This is a genomic window from Rhodococcus sp. 05-2254-6 (genome assembly GCF_002258565.1).
GTDB lineage: Bacteria > Actinomycetota > Actinomycetes > Mycobacteriales > Mycobacteriaceae > Rhodococcoides.
Map to the genome: position 1 here is coordinate 122,983 of NZ_NOZF01000060.1, position 16,698 is coordinate 139,680.

Consider the following 16,698-nt stretch of genomic DNA (forward strand, 5'->3'; position numbering starts at 1 on the left):
GATTTCTGAGACGTCACCGCCTCCCTGCCGTGAGAAGAAGAGTGTGTGCAAACCCGAGTACCAACCACTAGTCACTCGACGGTGTCGGCCGGCACGCGTGCGGTCTCCGATTCGAGAAAGTCGACGAGAGCTTCCAACAGGCTGTCCGCGCGGGTTTCGACATCGGCCAGGACAGAGTCCACGTCGTCGAGAAGACCGTGGGCGTGTCTACGCGCAAGCGTTCCGCGTTCGTAGTAGCCGGGGTCGAGTAGAACCCGCGGTACTGGATCCGGTGCCGCGATCTGCTCCGGATGTTGTGACCGCGCAGTGGGCTGCAGGTGGGTGGGTGCCCTTCCGTCCCAGTGCATTCGCACGATGCCCGCTACCGCACGGGCGGTCAGCGGGGTCGCAGCCAACGGGGTGTGGCCCCACCGGTCGATCGCAGTCGACAGCGGATGTTGACCGGCCGGGTCGAAATACCGGTCGTATCCGCCGAGCCCGGTGCCGTCCACGGCATCGAAAGCGTCGGCGAGCATTCGGGTGCTCGGATACCGGGCCTGATGGCCGAGCACCTCACACCAGCGCTGGTACACCGTGCGCGGAGAAATGCCCGTCCCCGCCAGCGCGAGGGAGGTGAGGGTATGAACGCCGCGGCCTGTCTCGATGCGAAGGGCGTCGAGACCCGCATCGGCGGTGACATCGCATGCCCGCAGGGCCGCGATCTGCGTGTACGGCAGACCTGTCGTAGCGAGCGTGAGGATCAGCGCGTCTCTGCGCGCGAACAACGCTGACGGCCAACCGTATTCGGGGAGTCGGGCGATGATTCCGCCGATCACGGCTGCCACCTCCTGCAGGCGCGACGTGCGGGCCCCATCCAGCGCAGCCCGGACGGTCTCAGCGCGCCCTGGAGGAGGTAATAGATGCCGATGATGAGCGGAGTCGATCACCGCGATCCGGCGGCGTTGGGTCGTCGGCGCGGCGGGGTGCGCATACAGGAACCGAGCAAGTGACTCAGGAGAGGCCGCCAATGGGGGTTCGCCATGGGCGGTGCACCAGTCCTCGAACAGTGACCACGTGTGCCGATCCCGCCTCGGTATCGACGTGTTCGTGATGTCCGATGCACGTATCGGACAAGGGCGGTCGTCGTGGTCAGCATCTACCCCTGTCGTCCCGTCGCCGCTCACTGGTTCGGTCGGGTGCCTGGTCATAGGCCGAGCTCGGTGACGGCGTTGCCGACCAGTGGCGCATTCTCGTGAGCGTATGTTTCGACCATTGCGGGTGTGGTGTGCCCGGTTTGGCGCATGATCGCATGCGCGTCGGCACCGTTGCGGAAGGCCTGCGTGACGAAGCCGGAACGGAGGGAATGCCCGCCGAGCTGGGCGACGGTGTCGGGGCCGTATCCAGCTCGAGTAGCGCGGCGGCGGATCGCCGCGTGCACCGCGGCTCCGGACAGGGCTGTGTCGGAGAGGTTGCCGTTCTTGCGGACGGACCGAAACAGAGGGGACCGTTTCTCGACTACAGGAAGGGTGCCGCGGCAGATATGGGAGTCGAATTCCACTGCGCGGGAAAGTATTCGGATGACAGCAACTCTGCCGCCGGTGTCGAACGCTGCGACGATCTGCAGCCATCGCACCCACGCGCAGACCGGACATGACTCGTGGCGGTCGGTGAACGGGAGTGCTTTCACGGTTCCGGTGCCGTCCTGGTCGGTCTTCGATTTGCGGATACGTACGTGCGCGCCGTCGAGGCGGTCGCGGTGGACATCGCGGCATTCGAGCGCTACGAGTTCGCTGCGGCGGAATGCGCCGGTGTAGCCCATCAGGAGCAGCGCAGTGTCGCGGCGTTCGAGGACCTCCGACGCCCACCCGGCCCCACCTCGACGCGCGTAATCGACGATCGTAGTGATGTCGGAGGTCAGCAGCGGTGCGCGCGGGTTACGGGGCCGCTCCCCCGCAGACGCGTAATCCCGCCGAATACCCGAGAGAGTGGCGCGCACCATCTCGTGCCCGCACGGGTTGTCGTAGCCGGTAGCGCGGTGGCGGTCCGCGACCGCCGCGATCCATTTGCCGAACGTCGACGGCGCATACGCCCGCGTCCCGTCGACGGTGAGCGTGTCGGCAGCCGCAACGAGATAGGCCGCCACCGTAGCGGGATGCGCCGGCAACGCGTGGTGCCCGGCGACGGTGCACCAGGTCTCGAAGCGTCGCCACGCCGAATCGTAGGCGCGGCGGGTAGCACCGGACCGTGCCGACGCCATCGACCGTTCGATCCGAGCGGCGACCTCGCCCGACAGGTCCGGAAACACCTCCGCACTCCTCACCGGGACGACTGAATCCGTGTCCAGGACCTCACCTAGCTGCCGATCTGCCATGACAGGGACTGTAGCGAGCACCCCCGACAGCTCTTTCGAGTTGAAACGCGCTGAGCAGGGATTTAGACGAAGACGGTGCGGGAAGGAAAATTCTCGTCGGTCACCGCACAGATAACGTTGGTGACTATGACCCGGGCGCGAAAACGGGCTTCTCGGCTGTCGCCGCGTGTGCGCCGCGGACGACCCCGCTCCATCGGGCGATAGCTATGTCGGCGGATGGTGCAGCGGGATCCCGTGGTCGAGGAACAGTTGCACCGTCTCATCCAGCTCCGCTGCGGTGCGGCACCCCCAGCGCAGGAAGTTGTACAACGAACTGGCGGATGCGGGATCGACGCGCGCTGCCGCGATGGCGGCCTCGGCCGCAGCGTGCGCGTCAGCCCATAAATCGCGCTCGGGTGCGGGATAAGACGAGCGCGTCGGAGCTGTCCCGGGATCGACCGGCTCATACGGTCGTGGGCTCAGCAGAGATGCGTGCGCACCGCCGGCGTCGATCTCACCGCTCTCGACCATCGCAATGCCGATCGCTGCGGCCTCGAGGACTTTCGCCTGCTCGTCCCAGTGCAGGTCCTCGAACGGAACCCACGCGGTCCGGAGCGGGCGGGAACGACCGGCGGCCTTCCAGATCGCAACGAGTCTCGTCGCCCACCGTCCGGTGCGAACCAGTGGTGAGGACACTTCGTCGACGACGGTGCGCAGCAGTCGGAACCAGACTGCGGCATGTACCCGGCCTGGGCCGAGTTCCACCCATCCCGTCGTCAGGGCCTCGGTGCTGCGCCGATCGAGGTCCGTGACCGCCGAGGGAACCGGAACGGGCGAGACCCGTTCGTCCGAACCGAACCGGACCTGATCCCAGAAGATCGCATGACCAGGGAAAACAGAGCAGGGTTCGAGTCGACAACGGTGGTCGAGGCAGCTGCTCAGCACCGGATATTGCTGCAGCAGAGCCATGTTGATACCAGCAGTGGATTCGAGGCTGTCGACACATGCCGGGCATGCCCGACTACGCGGAGTGCTCGCCCACGGCAACCATGCCTCGCTCGTGGGTGTGCGACGTCGTCGATCCTCCCTCGCGAGGTCGGCCGGTAGCAGGATCGAGAACTGGTGGACGTAGGTGTCGAAGTCGCAGTCGGCGGGGTCGGTGCTGTCGAGCAACCACGGTGTCCACCCCGCCAACGTCATCATCCGCACCCTCTCTACCGGGACTGCGCCGCGACCGGCCAGCTCGATAAGTATCGGCTCCGGTGTGTAGCGGTCGAGATCCTCGACAGCACAATCGATATCGAGGTCTGCAAGCAGGTCAGAAGGCTTGATGTGCGGATACAGCTCGCATATCCGGGCCACCCAGGACGAGAGGGCCTCACCTGGCAGTGGCTGCGGATGCAGCGGCCACGGGCGAACGTACGCATCACCGGGCATCGGTGCGAGCCGCGCGTTCACGCGAGGTGGCGCTCGAACTGGCGGCGCCGCTCGGTGGGACCGAGGTACAGAGTGCGCGTGAGCACCGATGAGGTGATCGCTTCCTCTCCGCTGTCGACGGCGGTCACTGCTGCGGCAGTGAGCAGCGTTGTCAGTTCACCGATGGTGCCCTCGGAGCGAGTGAGGAGGTAGTCGGTCATCTCCGGTGATGTCAGGTGCGAGGGTTTACGGAGGGGGAAGCTCGTGGTGAAGCTGGCCAGCAGTGATCTGGTGTCGGCAGTGTTGGTACAGACCGGCAAAGTCATGGGGTGGAATCGGTTCTCCAGCTGGGGATCGGTCCGGATGGCGAGGTAGGCGTCGCGGGTTCCGACAGCGACAAGAGGAATGCGTAGTTCGTTGCCCAGGAATCGCAGCACGTTCAAGAATTCGCGGCGGACGTTGTCGCGGCCGGCGAGAACATTGTGGAGCTCGTCGATGATCAACATCTTCACGCCGGTGGCGCGGAGCAGCATCAATGCTTGCTGTTCGAGTTCGTGGACCCGATTGCGGGGCCTGGTCGGTGTTCCCAACGCTGTGAGCAGTGCGAGGTAGAACCGGCCGGGTGACGGGTCCGGGGGCATCTGCATGCACAACACCGGTATCTGCTCGCGGTCGGACAAGCTGATCGGCGGATGAGTGCGCCGGAACTTTTCGATGATCATCGACTTGCCGTTGTTCGTCGGACCGAGCAACAGTAGGTTCGGCATACGCTGTCGGTCCGGCCACGACAGCAACGTCTCCAGATGGTCGATGACCGTACGGGCCTGCGGATACCCGTCCATCTCTCCGACCGGATCAACCGGATCCGCTCCGCGTCGTCGAGTGCGGTGAGCGGTCGAACCGACTCCCGCAGGTGCCCCAAATCCTCGCTGGACGACTCGGTGGGTTCGTTGCTGCTTCCTTTCGATGCGGTCATCGGCTCACCATTCCTCGATGTCGCTGAAGACCGGCGTTGCGGTGCCGCCGTCCGTTTCAGGCTCCACCGGCGGGTGGATCGCCGGGATCGGTGCAGACGCGGCGCCGGTGAGATGCGTGCGGCGGGCACGGTTGCGCCGGGCTTTGCGGGTGGCTTTCTGCGAGCGGTCGGTGACCTCACGCATCTGCTCGATCATCGAAAACAGTGCGCTCTCATCAACGTTCGACCGACCTTGTTCGCGGAGACGGGCGATAGCAGCTCTGTGCTCCCACAGTGTTACCGCGGGATGTGACATCGTCCGGTACGGCACCTCGACATAGCCTGCACCGTCTGGTTCGAGGACCCAGATTCTGCTCAGATCGCGTGGGTCACGTCTTATCACGAACCGCCCCAACTCCTCTCGCCGCGCAACCCACGGTTTGAGCGCGTTCGAGAAGTAGTGCACGTGATCGAGAACGAAGCCCGTGCGCGTCAGACGTCGCCGGATGACGGGAAGAAAGTCCACCAGGAACGCGGTCTCGCCGAGCACCACACGATGGGCATGACCAGCTGCGGCGACACCGCCGGCCCACACGGCGGCCGGAGTGTTCCCGATCCCTGAATGCACGCTCGCGTGATACGAGGCTATCGCCAGAACCAGCCAGCGCTCCAACTCGCGCAATGTCAACGCGGCGTGCTTGTCCGAGTCGTAATTTCCTCGGTCCGCGGGGTTCGAAAAAGTGGTCCCGGGTAGCTCGTGCACAGCCGTCATCGCCGTTCCGAGAATGCGTTCGACGATCCCGCCGTAATGCGGCCGGCCCGGTGGACGGTATTCGAGGGTGATCGCGTGCTGGGCGCATCCGCGGCGTAACGCTTCGCTTTTGAACTCGGCGGCATTGTCGAGGTATAACCGCTTCGGCTTGCCTGCCATCGGCCATTGCACCTGTTCGGCCAGCTCGCATGCTTCGAGCCACGTCTGCTTCTCGCTGCACACCCGGCCCAGGCACAACCCAGCAGATACGGCTGACGGTGCCTCCAGAGTGACGACGAACCCGAGGACGGTACGGCTGAAGACATCGATGGCGATCGTCAAGTAGGGGCGACCTATCGTTTGACGCTCGTACTCGTCGACGATCATCACATCGACGACGGTGTGGTCGATCTGGACCTGATCGAGAATCCCCGCAACCGCCGGTGGAACGTCGCCGGCGGACTGACGCGGCCGGGCGGCATCGGGTCCCCCGCGTGACCTGGCCACCGACGCCGGATGGAGGCCGGCGATACGCGCGGTGACGGTGTTCCTGGCCGGCACAGGCAGACCCGCACGGTGACAGGCCAATGCGATACGTCTATGCAGCGCAGCGACACTGAGCTTCTGACGGTGAAGAAAGTATCGAGTCAGATGGTCGGCGATCACTTCCTCGACCTCAGCGGATACTCGGCTGCGGCCACGCCCACCCGACGAGACCTTCGTCAGAAGATCGGTGACCGTCCCCGTCCCGTTCCTGAGCCTGCCGACCAACGTGTAGACCTGCCGCCTGGACAGTCCCAAGCGCTGCGCTGCAGCGTCGACCGCTTCCGAACGCACCGGATGCATCTCCAGCAAGGGAGCCAGGACAGCGAAACGGGTCTCGGCCTGGGACCACCGCTCCCCCGACGCTGTCAGCACACCGGTCTCCACGACGTCGAGCTTGTCGGGGTCCATCACAAGCCTCCCTGTCACCGAGAGCCGAACATGCGACCGTGCACCGCACTTTTGACATCAGAATGTCAGAAGACACGTGCACTCACCCTCGTAACGCCTGCAATGAGTGCAGCCGTCTTCTGAAACTGACAGATTGTCAGATTCAGAAGTGAGCTGCACTGGTTCAGAAGTCGAGTGCACAGCTCCTTAACTGGGGCGGCGTTTCCCAGAGATTCGGCCTCTGCCCGACAGCGGAGGGCGGGCGATCCCCTGGTTCGCCATTACCCCTGGGGGGTATCTCTGCTACCGTCAAGGGCATGCAATTGGCAGTCAGACGTGGTCGACGGGGCACGGCCTCGGTGACCGGTCTGCTAATTGCACTGACGGTGTTCGGTGTCCTGTTGATGCATTCGGTGACACCGATGTCGATGTCCGTAACCGGCTCGATGTCGTTGAACGGCGGCCGTGCCTCGATGGCGACGCCGCTTCATATGTCCGAAACTATGTCGGTTCCGGTGATGGCCGGGGAGCACGACTGCCCGACGGCCCACCAAATGATGCACCCTTGTGTGGGCACGACGGTGTCGTCGCCCGCGCTGACGGTCCCGGCGTTGAGCGCAGCCATCGATCCAGTACCGACGCTACTCAACCGGACCGTCGGATGCACCGATTCCACGCTCGAACGTGCACCGCCGTGGACGTTGTGGGAGTTGGACAGATCGGTGACCTTGCGAGTGTGACAGGGAGCCCGGTAGACGCGCGTCGACCGGCGGACCGAAACACGTCACACACCCCTGATTGTCCACTCTTGCAAGGAGATTCCACATGCGTACCAAAGTCATGGCTTCACTCGCTGCCGCCGCCGCCAGCGCGTTCCTCGTCGTCGGCTGTAGCAACGACTCGACCGAGTCGTCGATGGACGGGCACTCCATGGGCTCGATGTCCTCCGCACCGATGTCCTCGGCCCAAGCAAGCGCGTCCGCAGAGTTCAACGATGCCGACGTGATGTTCGCGCAGATGATGTATCCGCACCACGCCCAAGCAGTCGAGATGGCCGACATGGCGAACGGCCGCACCGACAACCCGGACGTGCTGTCGCTGGCATCGGCGATCGCCGGCGCACAGCAGCCCGAGATGGACCAGATGACCACCTGGCTCACCGAGTGGGGTAAGCCCGCGCCCTCGGCTGACATGAGTCAGATGGGCGGGATGGACCACAGCTCCGACAGCGGCATGATGACCGCTCAGGACATGGACGCGTTGATGGCAGCGTCGGGACCCGAATTCGACCGCCAGTGGTTGACGATGATGATCGCCCACCACACCGGTGCCATCGAGATGGCGAACACCGAAATCGCAGACGGTTCCAACCCTGACGCCCTGGAGATGGCCCGCACCATCGTCGCCACCCAGCAGCAGGAAATCGAGACCATGCAGCGGCTGCTCGGCTGACCTGGTCCGCTATACACAACGATGGCCGCATCCTCTCCGGCGGAGAGGGTGCGGCCATCAGCGCTTCGCAGTCGTCAGGGCTGCGTTTCCGGTACGAGATCAGCTCTCACAGTGACGGTGTGCGCTGCGACGGAGAATTGGAACTCCCCTCGTTCACCGCTCCGGTGATGGTGTCGGGCGTGAGGTCGAGTCGCCGAAGCAGCTGCGCGTTCGCGGCGACGATGATCGTCGACAGCGACATCAGGATCGCGCCGATCGACATGGGCAGCACGAACCCGACCGGCGCGAGCACTCCTGCCGCGAGCGGAACTGAGATGAGGTTGTATCCCGCTGCCCACCAGAGGTTTTGCTTCATCTTCCGGTACGAGGCCCGCGAGAGTTCGATCACCGACAACACCGACCTCGGGTCGTCGCTGGCGAGGATCACTCCGGCCGACGCGATAGCAACGTCGGTACCCGCGCCGATAGCGATACCGACATCGGCCTGCGCCAGAGCCGGTGCGTCGTTGACTCCGTCACCGACCATCGCCACCGTGCGCCCTTCCTGTTGAAGTTCAGCAACGTTGTGGGACTTGTCTTCCGGTTTCACCCCCGCGAAGTAGCGGTCCACACCGAGCTCGGTCGCGACGGACTGCGCGACGGCATCGGCATCACCGGTGATCATCACCACCGCGATACCCCGAGCGTGGAGCGCATCGACTGCCGTGCGGGATTCGGGCCGGATCTCGTCGGCGAGCGCGAGGGCACCGATCACGGCCCCGTCGGCGAGGACGTGCAGGATGATCGCCCCGTCGCCCCGCCACCGGTCGGCGACAGCAAGTTCGGATCCGCGCTCCTGCTCGAGCAGCGCGGGCCCGCCGACCTGCACGCGGGTGCCGTCGACGTCCGCAGAGACCCCGACGGCGGGAGACGACTGGAAGTCTGCTGCAGCCGGGACGGTCAGGTTCCGCGCGCGTGCGGCCGCAACGATGGCGCGAGCCAGGGGATGTTCTGAGTCGGCTTCTGCGGCAGCGGCCAGCGCGAGGACGTTGTCGGCGGTGCGCCCGTCTGTCACCTCGATTGCGGTGACGGTGGGTTCACCCTTGGTGAGGGTCCCGGTCTTGTCGAAGAGCACGGTGTCCACCGTGCGCATGGTTTCGAGTGCGAGCCGGTCCTTGACCAGGACACCGCCGCGGGCGGCGCGTTCGGTGGCGATGGAGACCACCAGCGGAATCGCCAGTCCGAGTGCGTGCGGGCAGGCGATGACCAACACGGTGATGGTGCGGATGACGGCGTCGTCGGGCATCCCGACCAGAGTCCACACAGCGGCGGTGATGATCGCGGCACCGAGAGCGAACCAGAACAGCCAACCGGCGGCCGTGTCGGCGATGCGCTGAGCGCGCGAGGTCGAGTTCTGGGCGTCGGCGACCAAGCGGCCGATGCCGGCGAGGGCGGTGTCCTCCCCTACTGCGGTGACCTGGACGCGCAGACCGGAGTCGGTGGCTACCGTGCCGGCGACGACGTGGTCGCCGTCGCTGCGGCGGACGGTGCGTGATTCGCCGGTGATCATCGATTCGTCCATGCTCGCCGATCCGGAGACGATGGTGCCGTCCGCCGGTACTCGGCCGCCGGGGCGGACGACAACGACATCACCGAGCTCCAGCTCGGCCGGGGACACCGGCACCACATCGTCGCCGTCGACGCGTTCGGCGACATCCGGGAGCAACGCCGCCAACGAGTCCAGAGCGGAGGTGGTCTGCGCGAGGGATCTCATCTCGATCCAGTGCCCGAGCAACATGATCACGATCAGCAGCGCCAGTTCCCACCAGAAGTCGAGCTGATGATCGAGCAGGCCCAGGCTCGCTCCCATCGACGCGACGAATGCGACGGTGATCGCGAGGGCGATGAGCAGCATCATTCCCGGTGCACGTGAACGGATTTCACTCACCGCGCCGGTGAGGAACGGGGAACCGCCCCAGGCATACATCACGGTGCCCAGCACCGGGGAGACCCAGGCGATCCACGCTGCGTCGGGCAGCGAGTATCCGAGGAGCATCGCGAACATGTTCGAGGCAACGATCACCGGAACGGCGAGGACCAGCATGACCCAGAACAGGCGACGGAACATGCCGACGTGATCGCCGTGACCGGCATGGCCACCGTGCCCGGTATGGCCTTCGTGTTCAGTCTGCTCGCCGTGTCCGGTGTGGGCTGCGCTGTGTCCAGACGGGTCGTGGCCCGACTGTGTGCCCGCTGTCTCGGCCACGCCGACATCGGCATGTGTGTGGTTGTTCATCGCGGTAAATCCTTCTCTCCGCCGAGTTCAGCGGCTACGCGGTGCGTGAATCTGCGGGTTGCGGTTCGGCTGTGTAGCCGGCATCGCGAACGGCAGCGACGACCTGGGCGTGGTCGGGCTCGTCGGCGCTCGTCACCGTCAGCGTCCCCGCCGACGCCGATGCTTCGACCGTGTCGACCCCGGCCACAGCACCGACTTCTTCCCGGACCGACGCCTCGCAGTGTCCGCAGGTCATGCCGGTGACTCGGTAATTCGTGGTGATCATGAGGTACTCCTTCATCCTGAATAATACCCCCAGGGGGTACCTAGCGACGACTCGGACCATACCCCCTCCCCGTATTGCTTGGAAGGGGGACAGCATTCAACGATCTGACGGCGAGGGCTATCGCGGATCTCGACGATCGCGACTGGGACGTTCCGATGCTCGCGGACGTATTGGAGTCAGTGGACCGGCCTACCGGCGGCGCTTGATCGACCCCCATCGGCTGGCTCACTGCGAGCGTGGTCGATTGTTTGCAGGGCGGTGAGGACGATTGCACCGCCTGCTCGGCGATTTCGGCGGGTAGTGGTGGTCCACCGACGGTTCTATCCGTATGACGGCGAGTATGACAATTGGGCACTGACAGAGCTGTTCTGTTGCAACAGTTTCGGGTCGCGCCGTACTTCGTCCTGGCTTCAGAGATAGAGCAGGTGTGGTGGTGCGGTGCCGTCGAAGCGCTCGAGGACGCCGTTGGGCTCAGAGCGTGTGACTTAGATCCACAGAATCCTGCAAAAATTGAGGCAGGAGTGCTCGACTCTCGCTGCCGCAGTGGCACTGTGGCCCGTTGGTGTGGAAGAAAGGTACGCGGCCTCTCCCCCGCTGACTGCTGAAGGGCGGCGAGGTGTCGGTAGAGGGTGACTCTGCCGACACCGAGGACTGATGCGATCCCGGTTTTGGTGCAGTCAGACCACGGTCAGATAGATCAGTGCAATGTTGAGTGCGACGACGATTCCCGCGATGAGCCATGCCGCGTATGCCGTGATCCGGTGATTGACATCGCCGCCCATCAGGATGCGGTCCGAGGTGAACCGCACCAAGGGAATCAACGCGAATGGGATACCGAACGACAGCACGACCTGCGAGACGACCAGTGCCCGACTGGGGTCGACTCCTGCTGCCAGAATTGCCAGTGCGGGAACAAGTGTCACCAGTCGTCGCACCAGAATCGGAATGCGCTTACGTAGTAGCCCGTCCATGATCATCGCCCCCGCGTACGCCCCGACCGATGTCGATGCAAGGCCCGAGGCCAGCAGGCCCACCGCGAACAGCAGTGCTACCACCGGCCCCAGAGTGTCACCCACTGCTGCGTGAGCTCCGTCGATGGAATCGACGCCCTCGCGGCCCCCCAGCGTCGAGGCCGCCAACAGCAGCATCGACATGTTCACTGCCCCGGCCAGCAGCATCGCCAACCCGACATCGATCCGGGTGATCCGCAACAACCGCTGACGGACGGGCCCTGCCTCGGGGTGTCCGTGCCTGTCACGTGCTAGACCGGAGTGCAGGTACACCGCGTGCGGCATGATCGTCGCACCGAGCATCGCGGCGGCGATCAACACACTTTCCGCGCCGTCGAACCGCGGAATGAGACCGGCGGCGGCCTCGGTGAACGATGGCGGTTCCACGACGACGCTGGCAAGAAATCCGACGGCGATGACACCGAGTAGCCCGAGAATCACGAACTCGAAGGGCCGTTGGCCCCGGCGATCCTGGACCATCAGCAAGATCATCGATACGGCCCCGGTGATGAGGCCGCCGATCAGGAGCGGCAGGTCGAAGAGCAGGTAGAGGGCGATCGCACCGCCGACGATTTCGGCGAGGTCGGTCGCCATGGCGACCACCTCTGCTTGCCCCCAATATGCCAGTCGCACAGTCCTGCTCGACTTCTCGCGGACTACTTCGGGCAGTGTCATTCCGGTGACGATGCCGAGTTTGGCGGAGAGGAACTGGACGAGACCGGCCATCACGTTCGCGGCAACGATCACCCAGACCAGCAGGTATCCGAACTGCGCACCGGCGCTGACGTTGGAGGCGACGTTGCCGGGGTCGACGTAGGCGATCGCTGCGACGAAAGCGGGTCCGAGCAGAACGAGGCCCGACCGAAACCTCGAGGGCGGCCGAGACGATCGGCGCTGCAGCACAGACATGACCACACCCTCCGGCACCAACAGTATGTCAGGACCCTGAAAATATAGTTCGGCTACCCGAACAATGCAATGCGGCGGGGTGGTTTGGCGACATCTCGATCAGATGGGCAGGACCACTGCACTGACGAATTCGTTGCGGATCCAGGCGATGAACAACCCCCACACTCCGGTCAGCAGCGCGATGCCGACGGCGATCATGATGACACCGCCCGCGATCTTGATCTTCTGTGAGTTCCTTCGAAGCCACCCCACACCTCGCATCGCCGAACTCGAGCCGAACGCGAGGACGACGAACGGTAGGCCGAGTCCCATGCAGTACGCGACGATGAGAGTGACCCCGCGGGCTGCGGTTGCACCTTCGGTTCCTGCCGCGACAGACAGAACGCCGGCGAGGGTGGGGCCCAGACACGGTGTCCAGCCGAGCGCGAACACACCGCCGAGCAGCGGCGCTCCGGCGAGGGACGAGATCTGCTGAGGTGCGTATCGGGTGTCGCGTTGCAGAACGGGTATCAATCCGATGAACGCTGCACCCATGATGATCGTGATGACGCCGCCGACTCGTTGAAGTACTTGCTCGTTGATGCGCAAGGTGCCGATGACTCCGAAGATCGAGGCTGTGGCGAGGACGAAGACGATCGTGAATCCGGCGACGAACAACGACGCTGCGCCGGCCACACGCCAGCGATTCGCCAGCTCCGGCGACGACGTGTCGGTGGTCGAGGTGCCGGTGGTCGAGGTGCGGGGCGATCGGGTATCGGCTGATTGGGCGTCGGCACCGGCGATTCCTGCCAGGTAGGACAGGTATCCCGGCACCAGCGGCACCACGCACGGGGAGGCGAACGAGACCAGCCCGGCGAGCATGCATGCCGCGATCGCGAGCAGTAGGGGCCCGCTCGATGCCGCGTTCTGGAAGGCCGACCCGATGTCTTGGGCGAGAAGAGTCGTCATTCCGCGGCTATCCGTTCGACGACGGGAAGGAGGTCGTCGGTGAGCAGGGCGCGCATGAAGACCGCGGCCACGCGGTGTGAACGGTCGAGTACCAGCGTCGAGGGGATCACGCTGGTCGGGTAGTTTCCGCCGAGGGCGATCAGGGTCCGCATCGAGGGGTCGTAGATCGAGGGGTAGGAGACGTCGTTGTCGACGACGAAGTCCTGCGCTTTGTCCTTCTGTGGATCTCTGACGTTGAGGCCGAGGAATTGCACGCCACGCTCGCGGGTGGTCTCGTAGACCTCTTCGAGGTCGTCGGCTTCGCCGCGGCAGGGGCCGCACCACTGGCCCCAGAGATTGATCACGACGACCTTGCCGTCGTAGTCCGACAGAGCGGTCGTCTTGCCTTCCTCCATCAGATCGGGGCCGGCGAGTTCGCCTATGGTTCCGCGTGTTTCGGGGGGATCGTAGACGATGTCGGTTCGACCGCCGGGGGCGACGAAGTCGAAGCTGCCTCCCGGGGGCGCAGCCTGTGCGCCGTCGGAGCATCCGGAGATCAGTAGTACGAGGGCAAGAATCGATCCAATTGCCGCGGTGGGCGTGCTGCCCTGACGGCGCGCACCGACCCACACTGGTGGGAAGCGTGTCATGAGGTGAAATCCTTTACTGCAGTGCGGATCTGGTCTGTCGTCTCGAACACCGTCGGGTCGGTGACGCGCTCGACCGTTCCGTCCGGGCGGAGGAGAAAGCTCAGGGGAAGGACCGGCGGTGCCGAGAGCGCGTCCAGGACGCTGCCGCCGTCGATGTAGTTCGGATAGCGGACGCCCAGTTGCGTGAGCAGCGCGGCCGCGTCCGCGGGCCGGTCCTCGACGTCGATTCCGATGACTGGGATCGCGTCGGGTTCTGCGGTGTAGGCATCGAGTACGGGCATCTCGGTGCGGCACGGGCCGCACCAGGATGCCCACAGGTTGATCAGCGTCACCTCGCTTCCGAGAACGTCGGCGAGATCGACATCGTCGGCGCTGCCGATGCAGCGCGCTATCACTCCTGCCAGCGGACCGCCTTCGCGCGGTACCGGCGGCGGACACAGCGGTAGCGCTGTTGCTCGTGCCGCGTCATCCGGCGGGCGGGACAGTGTGGGTTCGGGTCCGACCGGCGCGACATTGTTGGCGATGGCCTCGGACGGGCCGCCCTCGACGCCACCGGAGCGGGGCCACAGTGCAACGATCGATGCAACGACAACGACGAGCATGACGATCGACCAGCCGCGCGTCATCGCCGTGACCTTCTTTCTCGAGAGAGCGGCAGAGGGGCGAACGGTACGTCGCGGATCATAGGAGCGTGGACCAGTACGACCAGAAACGCTGCGCGATCAGGGCGATGAGGACGAGAAACCACACGGTCAGTGGAATCGAGTGATTGCGAATCAGCGAGTCAAGCCATGGCCGAAACCATTGCCCAAGAGCGGATTTCGACCTGGCGCGGTCGAGGTTGCGCAGCGTGACGTACCAGAAGATCGGTACGGTGACCGCCCACACCGCCATGCAGTACGGGCACAGGGCACCGATCTCGTACAGGCTCTGCGCGATCAGCCAGTGCACGAAGACTGCGGCAGCAGTGACACCGACCTGCATTGCACCCCAGAACCACTGCGCGAACACCGCACCGGCGAGAAGGGCGGCACCCACTGCCGCCACGACGGCGAAGCCTGCGATCCCGAGAAGGGAATTGGGAAATCCGAACGCAGACGCCTGCGGGGTGTCCATCACCGATCCGCAGTTGAGTACCGGGTTGATGCTGCAGGTCGGGGCGTAGGCGGGATCGAGCGCCAGAGCGAACTTCTCTACTGTGAGCACGAACGCGGCGGTCAGGCCGATCAGGCCGCCCACCAGTAGCAGCCAGGGCAGGCCCCGGGCGAACGGTCCGCTGCGTCGGGTGAGAGCGGCTGCGGGGTCAGCCGAGTGCAGCGTCGAGGGCATCGGCGAGGTCTCCGTAGGTGGTGGGTTCGATCTTGGTGCCGTTGAGGAAGAACGTCGGGGTGCCCTGCACGCCGAGCGCGATCCCGTCCGCGACGTCGGCCTCGATGCGCGCGAGCGTCGCAGGGTCGGTGTAGGCGGCATCGAAGGCGCTCATGTCGAGCCCTTGCTCGACGGCGAAGCTGCGGAACAACTCGTCCTGCGGAACCTGCTGTTCGCCCCACTGCGCCTGCGTTTCGTACATGCGCTGATACATCGCCTCGAATCCGCCCTGCTGGGCCGCGGCCTCGACTGCGCGTGCGGCTCGTTCGGCATTGAAGTGGGAGGCGATCGGAAAGTAGCGGGCCACGAAGCTCACCCGGTCGCCGTACTCTTCACGCAATTGCTCGATCGCCGGGTAGGCCGATCGGCAGGCCTCGCACTCGAAGTCGAGGAACTCCACGAACGTGACCCGGCCGTCGGGCACCGAGTTCAACCGATGACTGTTCTCGCGCACCGCAATCGAGGCAGGGTCGGTCGCGGCCTGCTCGGCGGCGGCAGCATCCGGAGACCCCGATCGATCCACCACCAGAAATACAGCCAACGCGGCGGCGAACACGATCACCAGGGACAAGGAAATCTTCAACGCTCGGCTCATACAACTACCTTCTCGATTCGTTCGGACTGATCAATGGGCCCGATATGGGCGTTTCGACCCGCTATGACACTAACAATCGTGCGAACGTTGACTAATGGTCCTTCCCTAACGATCGCATGATTGTTAGATTGTGCCCATGGCCTTGGAACCTCTGGACTCGTGCGATCTGTTGTGTATGGACCTCCCTCACGCCGAGAGGGTGCGCGCTACTCTGCCCGCGCTCGGCGATATCGAACCGGTCGCCGACGCTGCCCGAGCATTCGGCGACCCCACCCGACTGACCATCGCGCTCGCGTTGAACGCCGGCGGGCAGATGTGTGGCTGCGACATCGCGTGGATCGTGGGACAGAGCCAGAAGCTGGTCTCCCACCATCTCCGCAAACTCAAAGCCGCGGACGCCGTCACATCGAACAGAGACGGAAAGTTGGTCATGTATGCGCTCACCGACCGCGGCACCCGACTGCTCGCGACACTGACCGAGGTACTGCCCACCACCTCGATCGTCGCTGAAGTCACCGGGGTCGATCATGGCTGACGCGTGCTGCGGACCTACCCCGGCAGCGCCGACCACCGAATCCACTGCTGACGGTGCGGGCACGGGAGGTCCAGCTCCAACCGATGCACTCCCGAGGTTGTGGCAGGTCCGCGAGCTGCAACTCGCCTCGGCCGCCGCGATCATCCTGGGCGCATCGTGGTTGCTCGGTCGAACGGGTGCCGATGCGGTTGCGACCGTCGGCGCTCTGATCGCTGCCGCGATCGCCGCCGTCACCTTCGTTCCCGCGACGGTGAGAAATCTGCGACACGGACGCATCGGTGTCGGCACGCTGATGACGATCGCGCTGCTCGGTTCCACCGCGCAGGAC

Annotated in this window: 16 protein-coding genes and 1 pseudogene; 4 read left to right on the top strand and 13 right to left on the bottom strand. The window is 64.9% G+C overall.

Annotated features, from left to right (window positions below):
* Positions 1–71: 71 nt before the first annotated feature.
* The 5 genes from CH256_RS08050 to CH256_RS08070 form a co-directional block, all read right to left on the bottom strand.
* Positions 72–815 (bottom strand): recombinase, encoded by a 744-nt coding sequence (locus CH256_RS08050; protein ID WP_230591063.1) that lies wholly within the window; start codon positions 813–815, stop codon positions 72–74.
* 368 nt (positions 816–1,183) lie between these two features.
* A complete protein-coding gene (locus tag CH256_RS08055) occupies positions 1,184–2,350 on the bottom strand; it encodes a site-specific integrase (RefSeq protein ID WP_032364181.1) in 1,167 nt (388 codons plus the stop codon).
* Positions 2,351–2,554: 204 nt separating this feature from the next.
* Positions 2,555–3,787 carry a TniQ family protein gene (locus CH256_RS08060; protein ID WP_176456963.1) on the bottom strand — a complete coding sequence of 411 codons (1,233 nt, stop codon included), beginning with the start codon at positions 3,785–3,787 and terminating at the stop codon, positions 2,555–2,557.
* Complete coding sequence (locus tag CH256_RS08065; RefSeq protein WP_255122989.1) at positions 3,784–4,587, bottom strand: TniB family NTP-binding protein; 804 nt, start codon at positions 4,585–4,587, stop codon at positions 3,784–3,786. Before CH256_RS08065 ends, CH256_RS08060 begins: the two co-directional genes overlap by 4 nt.
* 138 nt (positions 4,588–4,725) lie before the next feature.
* On the bottom strand, positions 4,726–6,405 hold the full coding sequence (locus CH256_RS08070; protein ID WP_032386874.1) for a Mu transposase C-terminal domain-containing protein: 1,680 nt from the start codon (positions 6,403–6,405) through the stop codon (positions 4,726–4,728).
* Positions 6,406–6,701: 296 nt separating this feature from the next.
* Here CH256_RS08070 and CH256_RS08075 point away from each other — a divergent pair, with 296 nt between their 5' ends.
* Positions 6,702–7,124, top strand: a complete 423-nt coding sequence (locus tag CH256_RS08075; RefSeq protein ID WP_032370903.1) for a hypothetical protein — start codon at positions 6,702–6,704, stop codon at positions 7,122–7,124.
* Positions 7,125–7,209: 85 nt separating this feature from the next.
* Positions 7,210–7,836 (top strand): DUF305 domain-containing protein, encoded by a 627-nt coding sequence (locus CH256_RS08080; RefSeq protein ID WP_032370902.1) that lies wholly within the window; start codon positions 7,210–7,212, stop codon positions 7,834–7,836.
* A 106-nt stretch (positions 7,837–7,942) separates the two neighbouring features.
* On the opposite strand, the gene CH256_RS08085 is transcribed toward CH256_RS08080, so the two are convergent.
* From CH256_RS08085 to CH256_RS08120, 8 genes are all read right to left on the bottom strand, one after another.
* Positions 7,943–10,111 (bottom strand): heavy metal translocating P-type ATPase, encoded by a 2,169-nt coding sequence (locus tag CH256_RS08085; protein WP_094622984.1) that lies wholly within the window; start codon positions 10,109–10,111, stop codon positions 7,943–7,945.
* Positions 10,112–10,145: 34 nt separating this feature from the next.
* Entirely contained in the window at positions 10,146–10,376 is a 231-nt protein-coding gene (locus CH256_RS08090; RefSeq protein WP_032364250.1) for a heavy-metal-associated domain-containing protein, read from the bottom strand.
* A 677-nt stretch (positions 10,377–11,053) separates the two neighbouring features.
* Positions 11,054–12,295 (bottom strand): Nramp family divalent metal transporter, encoded by a 1,242-nt coding sequence (locus tag CH256_RS08095; RefSeq protein WP_032371006.1) that lies wholly within the window; start codon positions 12,293–12,295, stop codon positions 11,054–11,056.
* Positions 12,296–12,394: 99 nt separating this feature from the next.
* Positions 12,395–13,243, bottom strand: a complete 849-nt coding sequence (locus tag CH256_RS08100; RefSeq protein ID WP_032370900.1) for a cytochrome c biogenesis CcdA family protein — start codon at positions 13,241–13,243, stop codon at positions 12,395–12,397.
* Positions 13,240–13,872 carry a TlpA disulfide reductase family protein gene (locus CH256_RS08105; RefSeq protein ID WP_080729299.1) on the bottom strand — a complete coding sequence of 211 codons (633 nt, stop codon included), beginning with the start codon at positions 13,870–13,872 and terminating at the stop codon, positions 13,240–13,242. Before CH256_RS08105 ends, CH256_RS08100 begins: the two co-directional genes overlap by 4 nt.
* Entirely contained in the window at positions 13,869–14,498 is a 630-nt protein-coding gene (locus CH256_RS08110) for a TlpA family protein disulfide reductase (protein WP_032370899.1), read from the bottom strand. Before CH256_RS08110 ends, CH256_RS08105 begins: the two co-directional genes overlap by 4 nt.
* Before the next feature lie 55 nt (positions 14,499–14,553).
* On the bottom strand, positions 14,554–15,201 hold the full coding sequence (locus tag CH256_RS08115; RefSeq protein WP_032370898.1) for a vitamin K epoxide reductase family protein: 648 nt from the start codon (positions 15,199–15,201) through the stop codon (positions 14,554–14,556).
* Positions 15,176–15,835, bottom strand: a complete 660-nt coding sequence (locus CH256_RS08120; protein WP_032370897.1) for a DsbA family protein — start codon at positions 15,833–15,835, stop codon at positions 15,176–15,178. Before CH256_RS08120 ends, CH256_RS08115 begins: the two co-directional genes overlap by 26 nt.
* A 136-nt stretch (positions 15,836–15,971) precedes the next feature.
* On the opposite strand from CH256_RS08120, the gene CH256_RS08125 reads away from it, so the two are divergent.
* Complete coding sequence (locus tag CH256_RS08125; protein ID WP_032370896.1) at positions 15,972–16,370, top strand: ArsR/SmtB family transcription factor; 399 nt, start codon at positions 15,972–15,974, stop codon at positions 16,368–16,370.
* Positions 16,363–16,698, top strand: a pseudogene (locus CH256_RS08130) (cadmium-transporting ATPase); the annotation flags it as partial. The gene CH256_RS08125 and the pseudogene CH256_RS08130, both read left to right, overlap by 8 nt.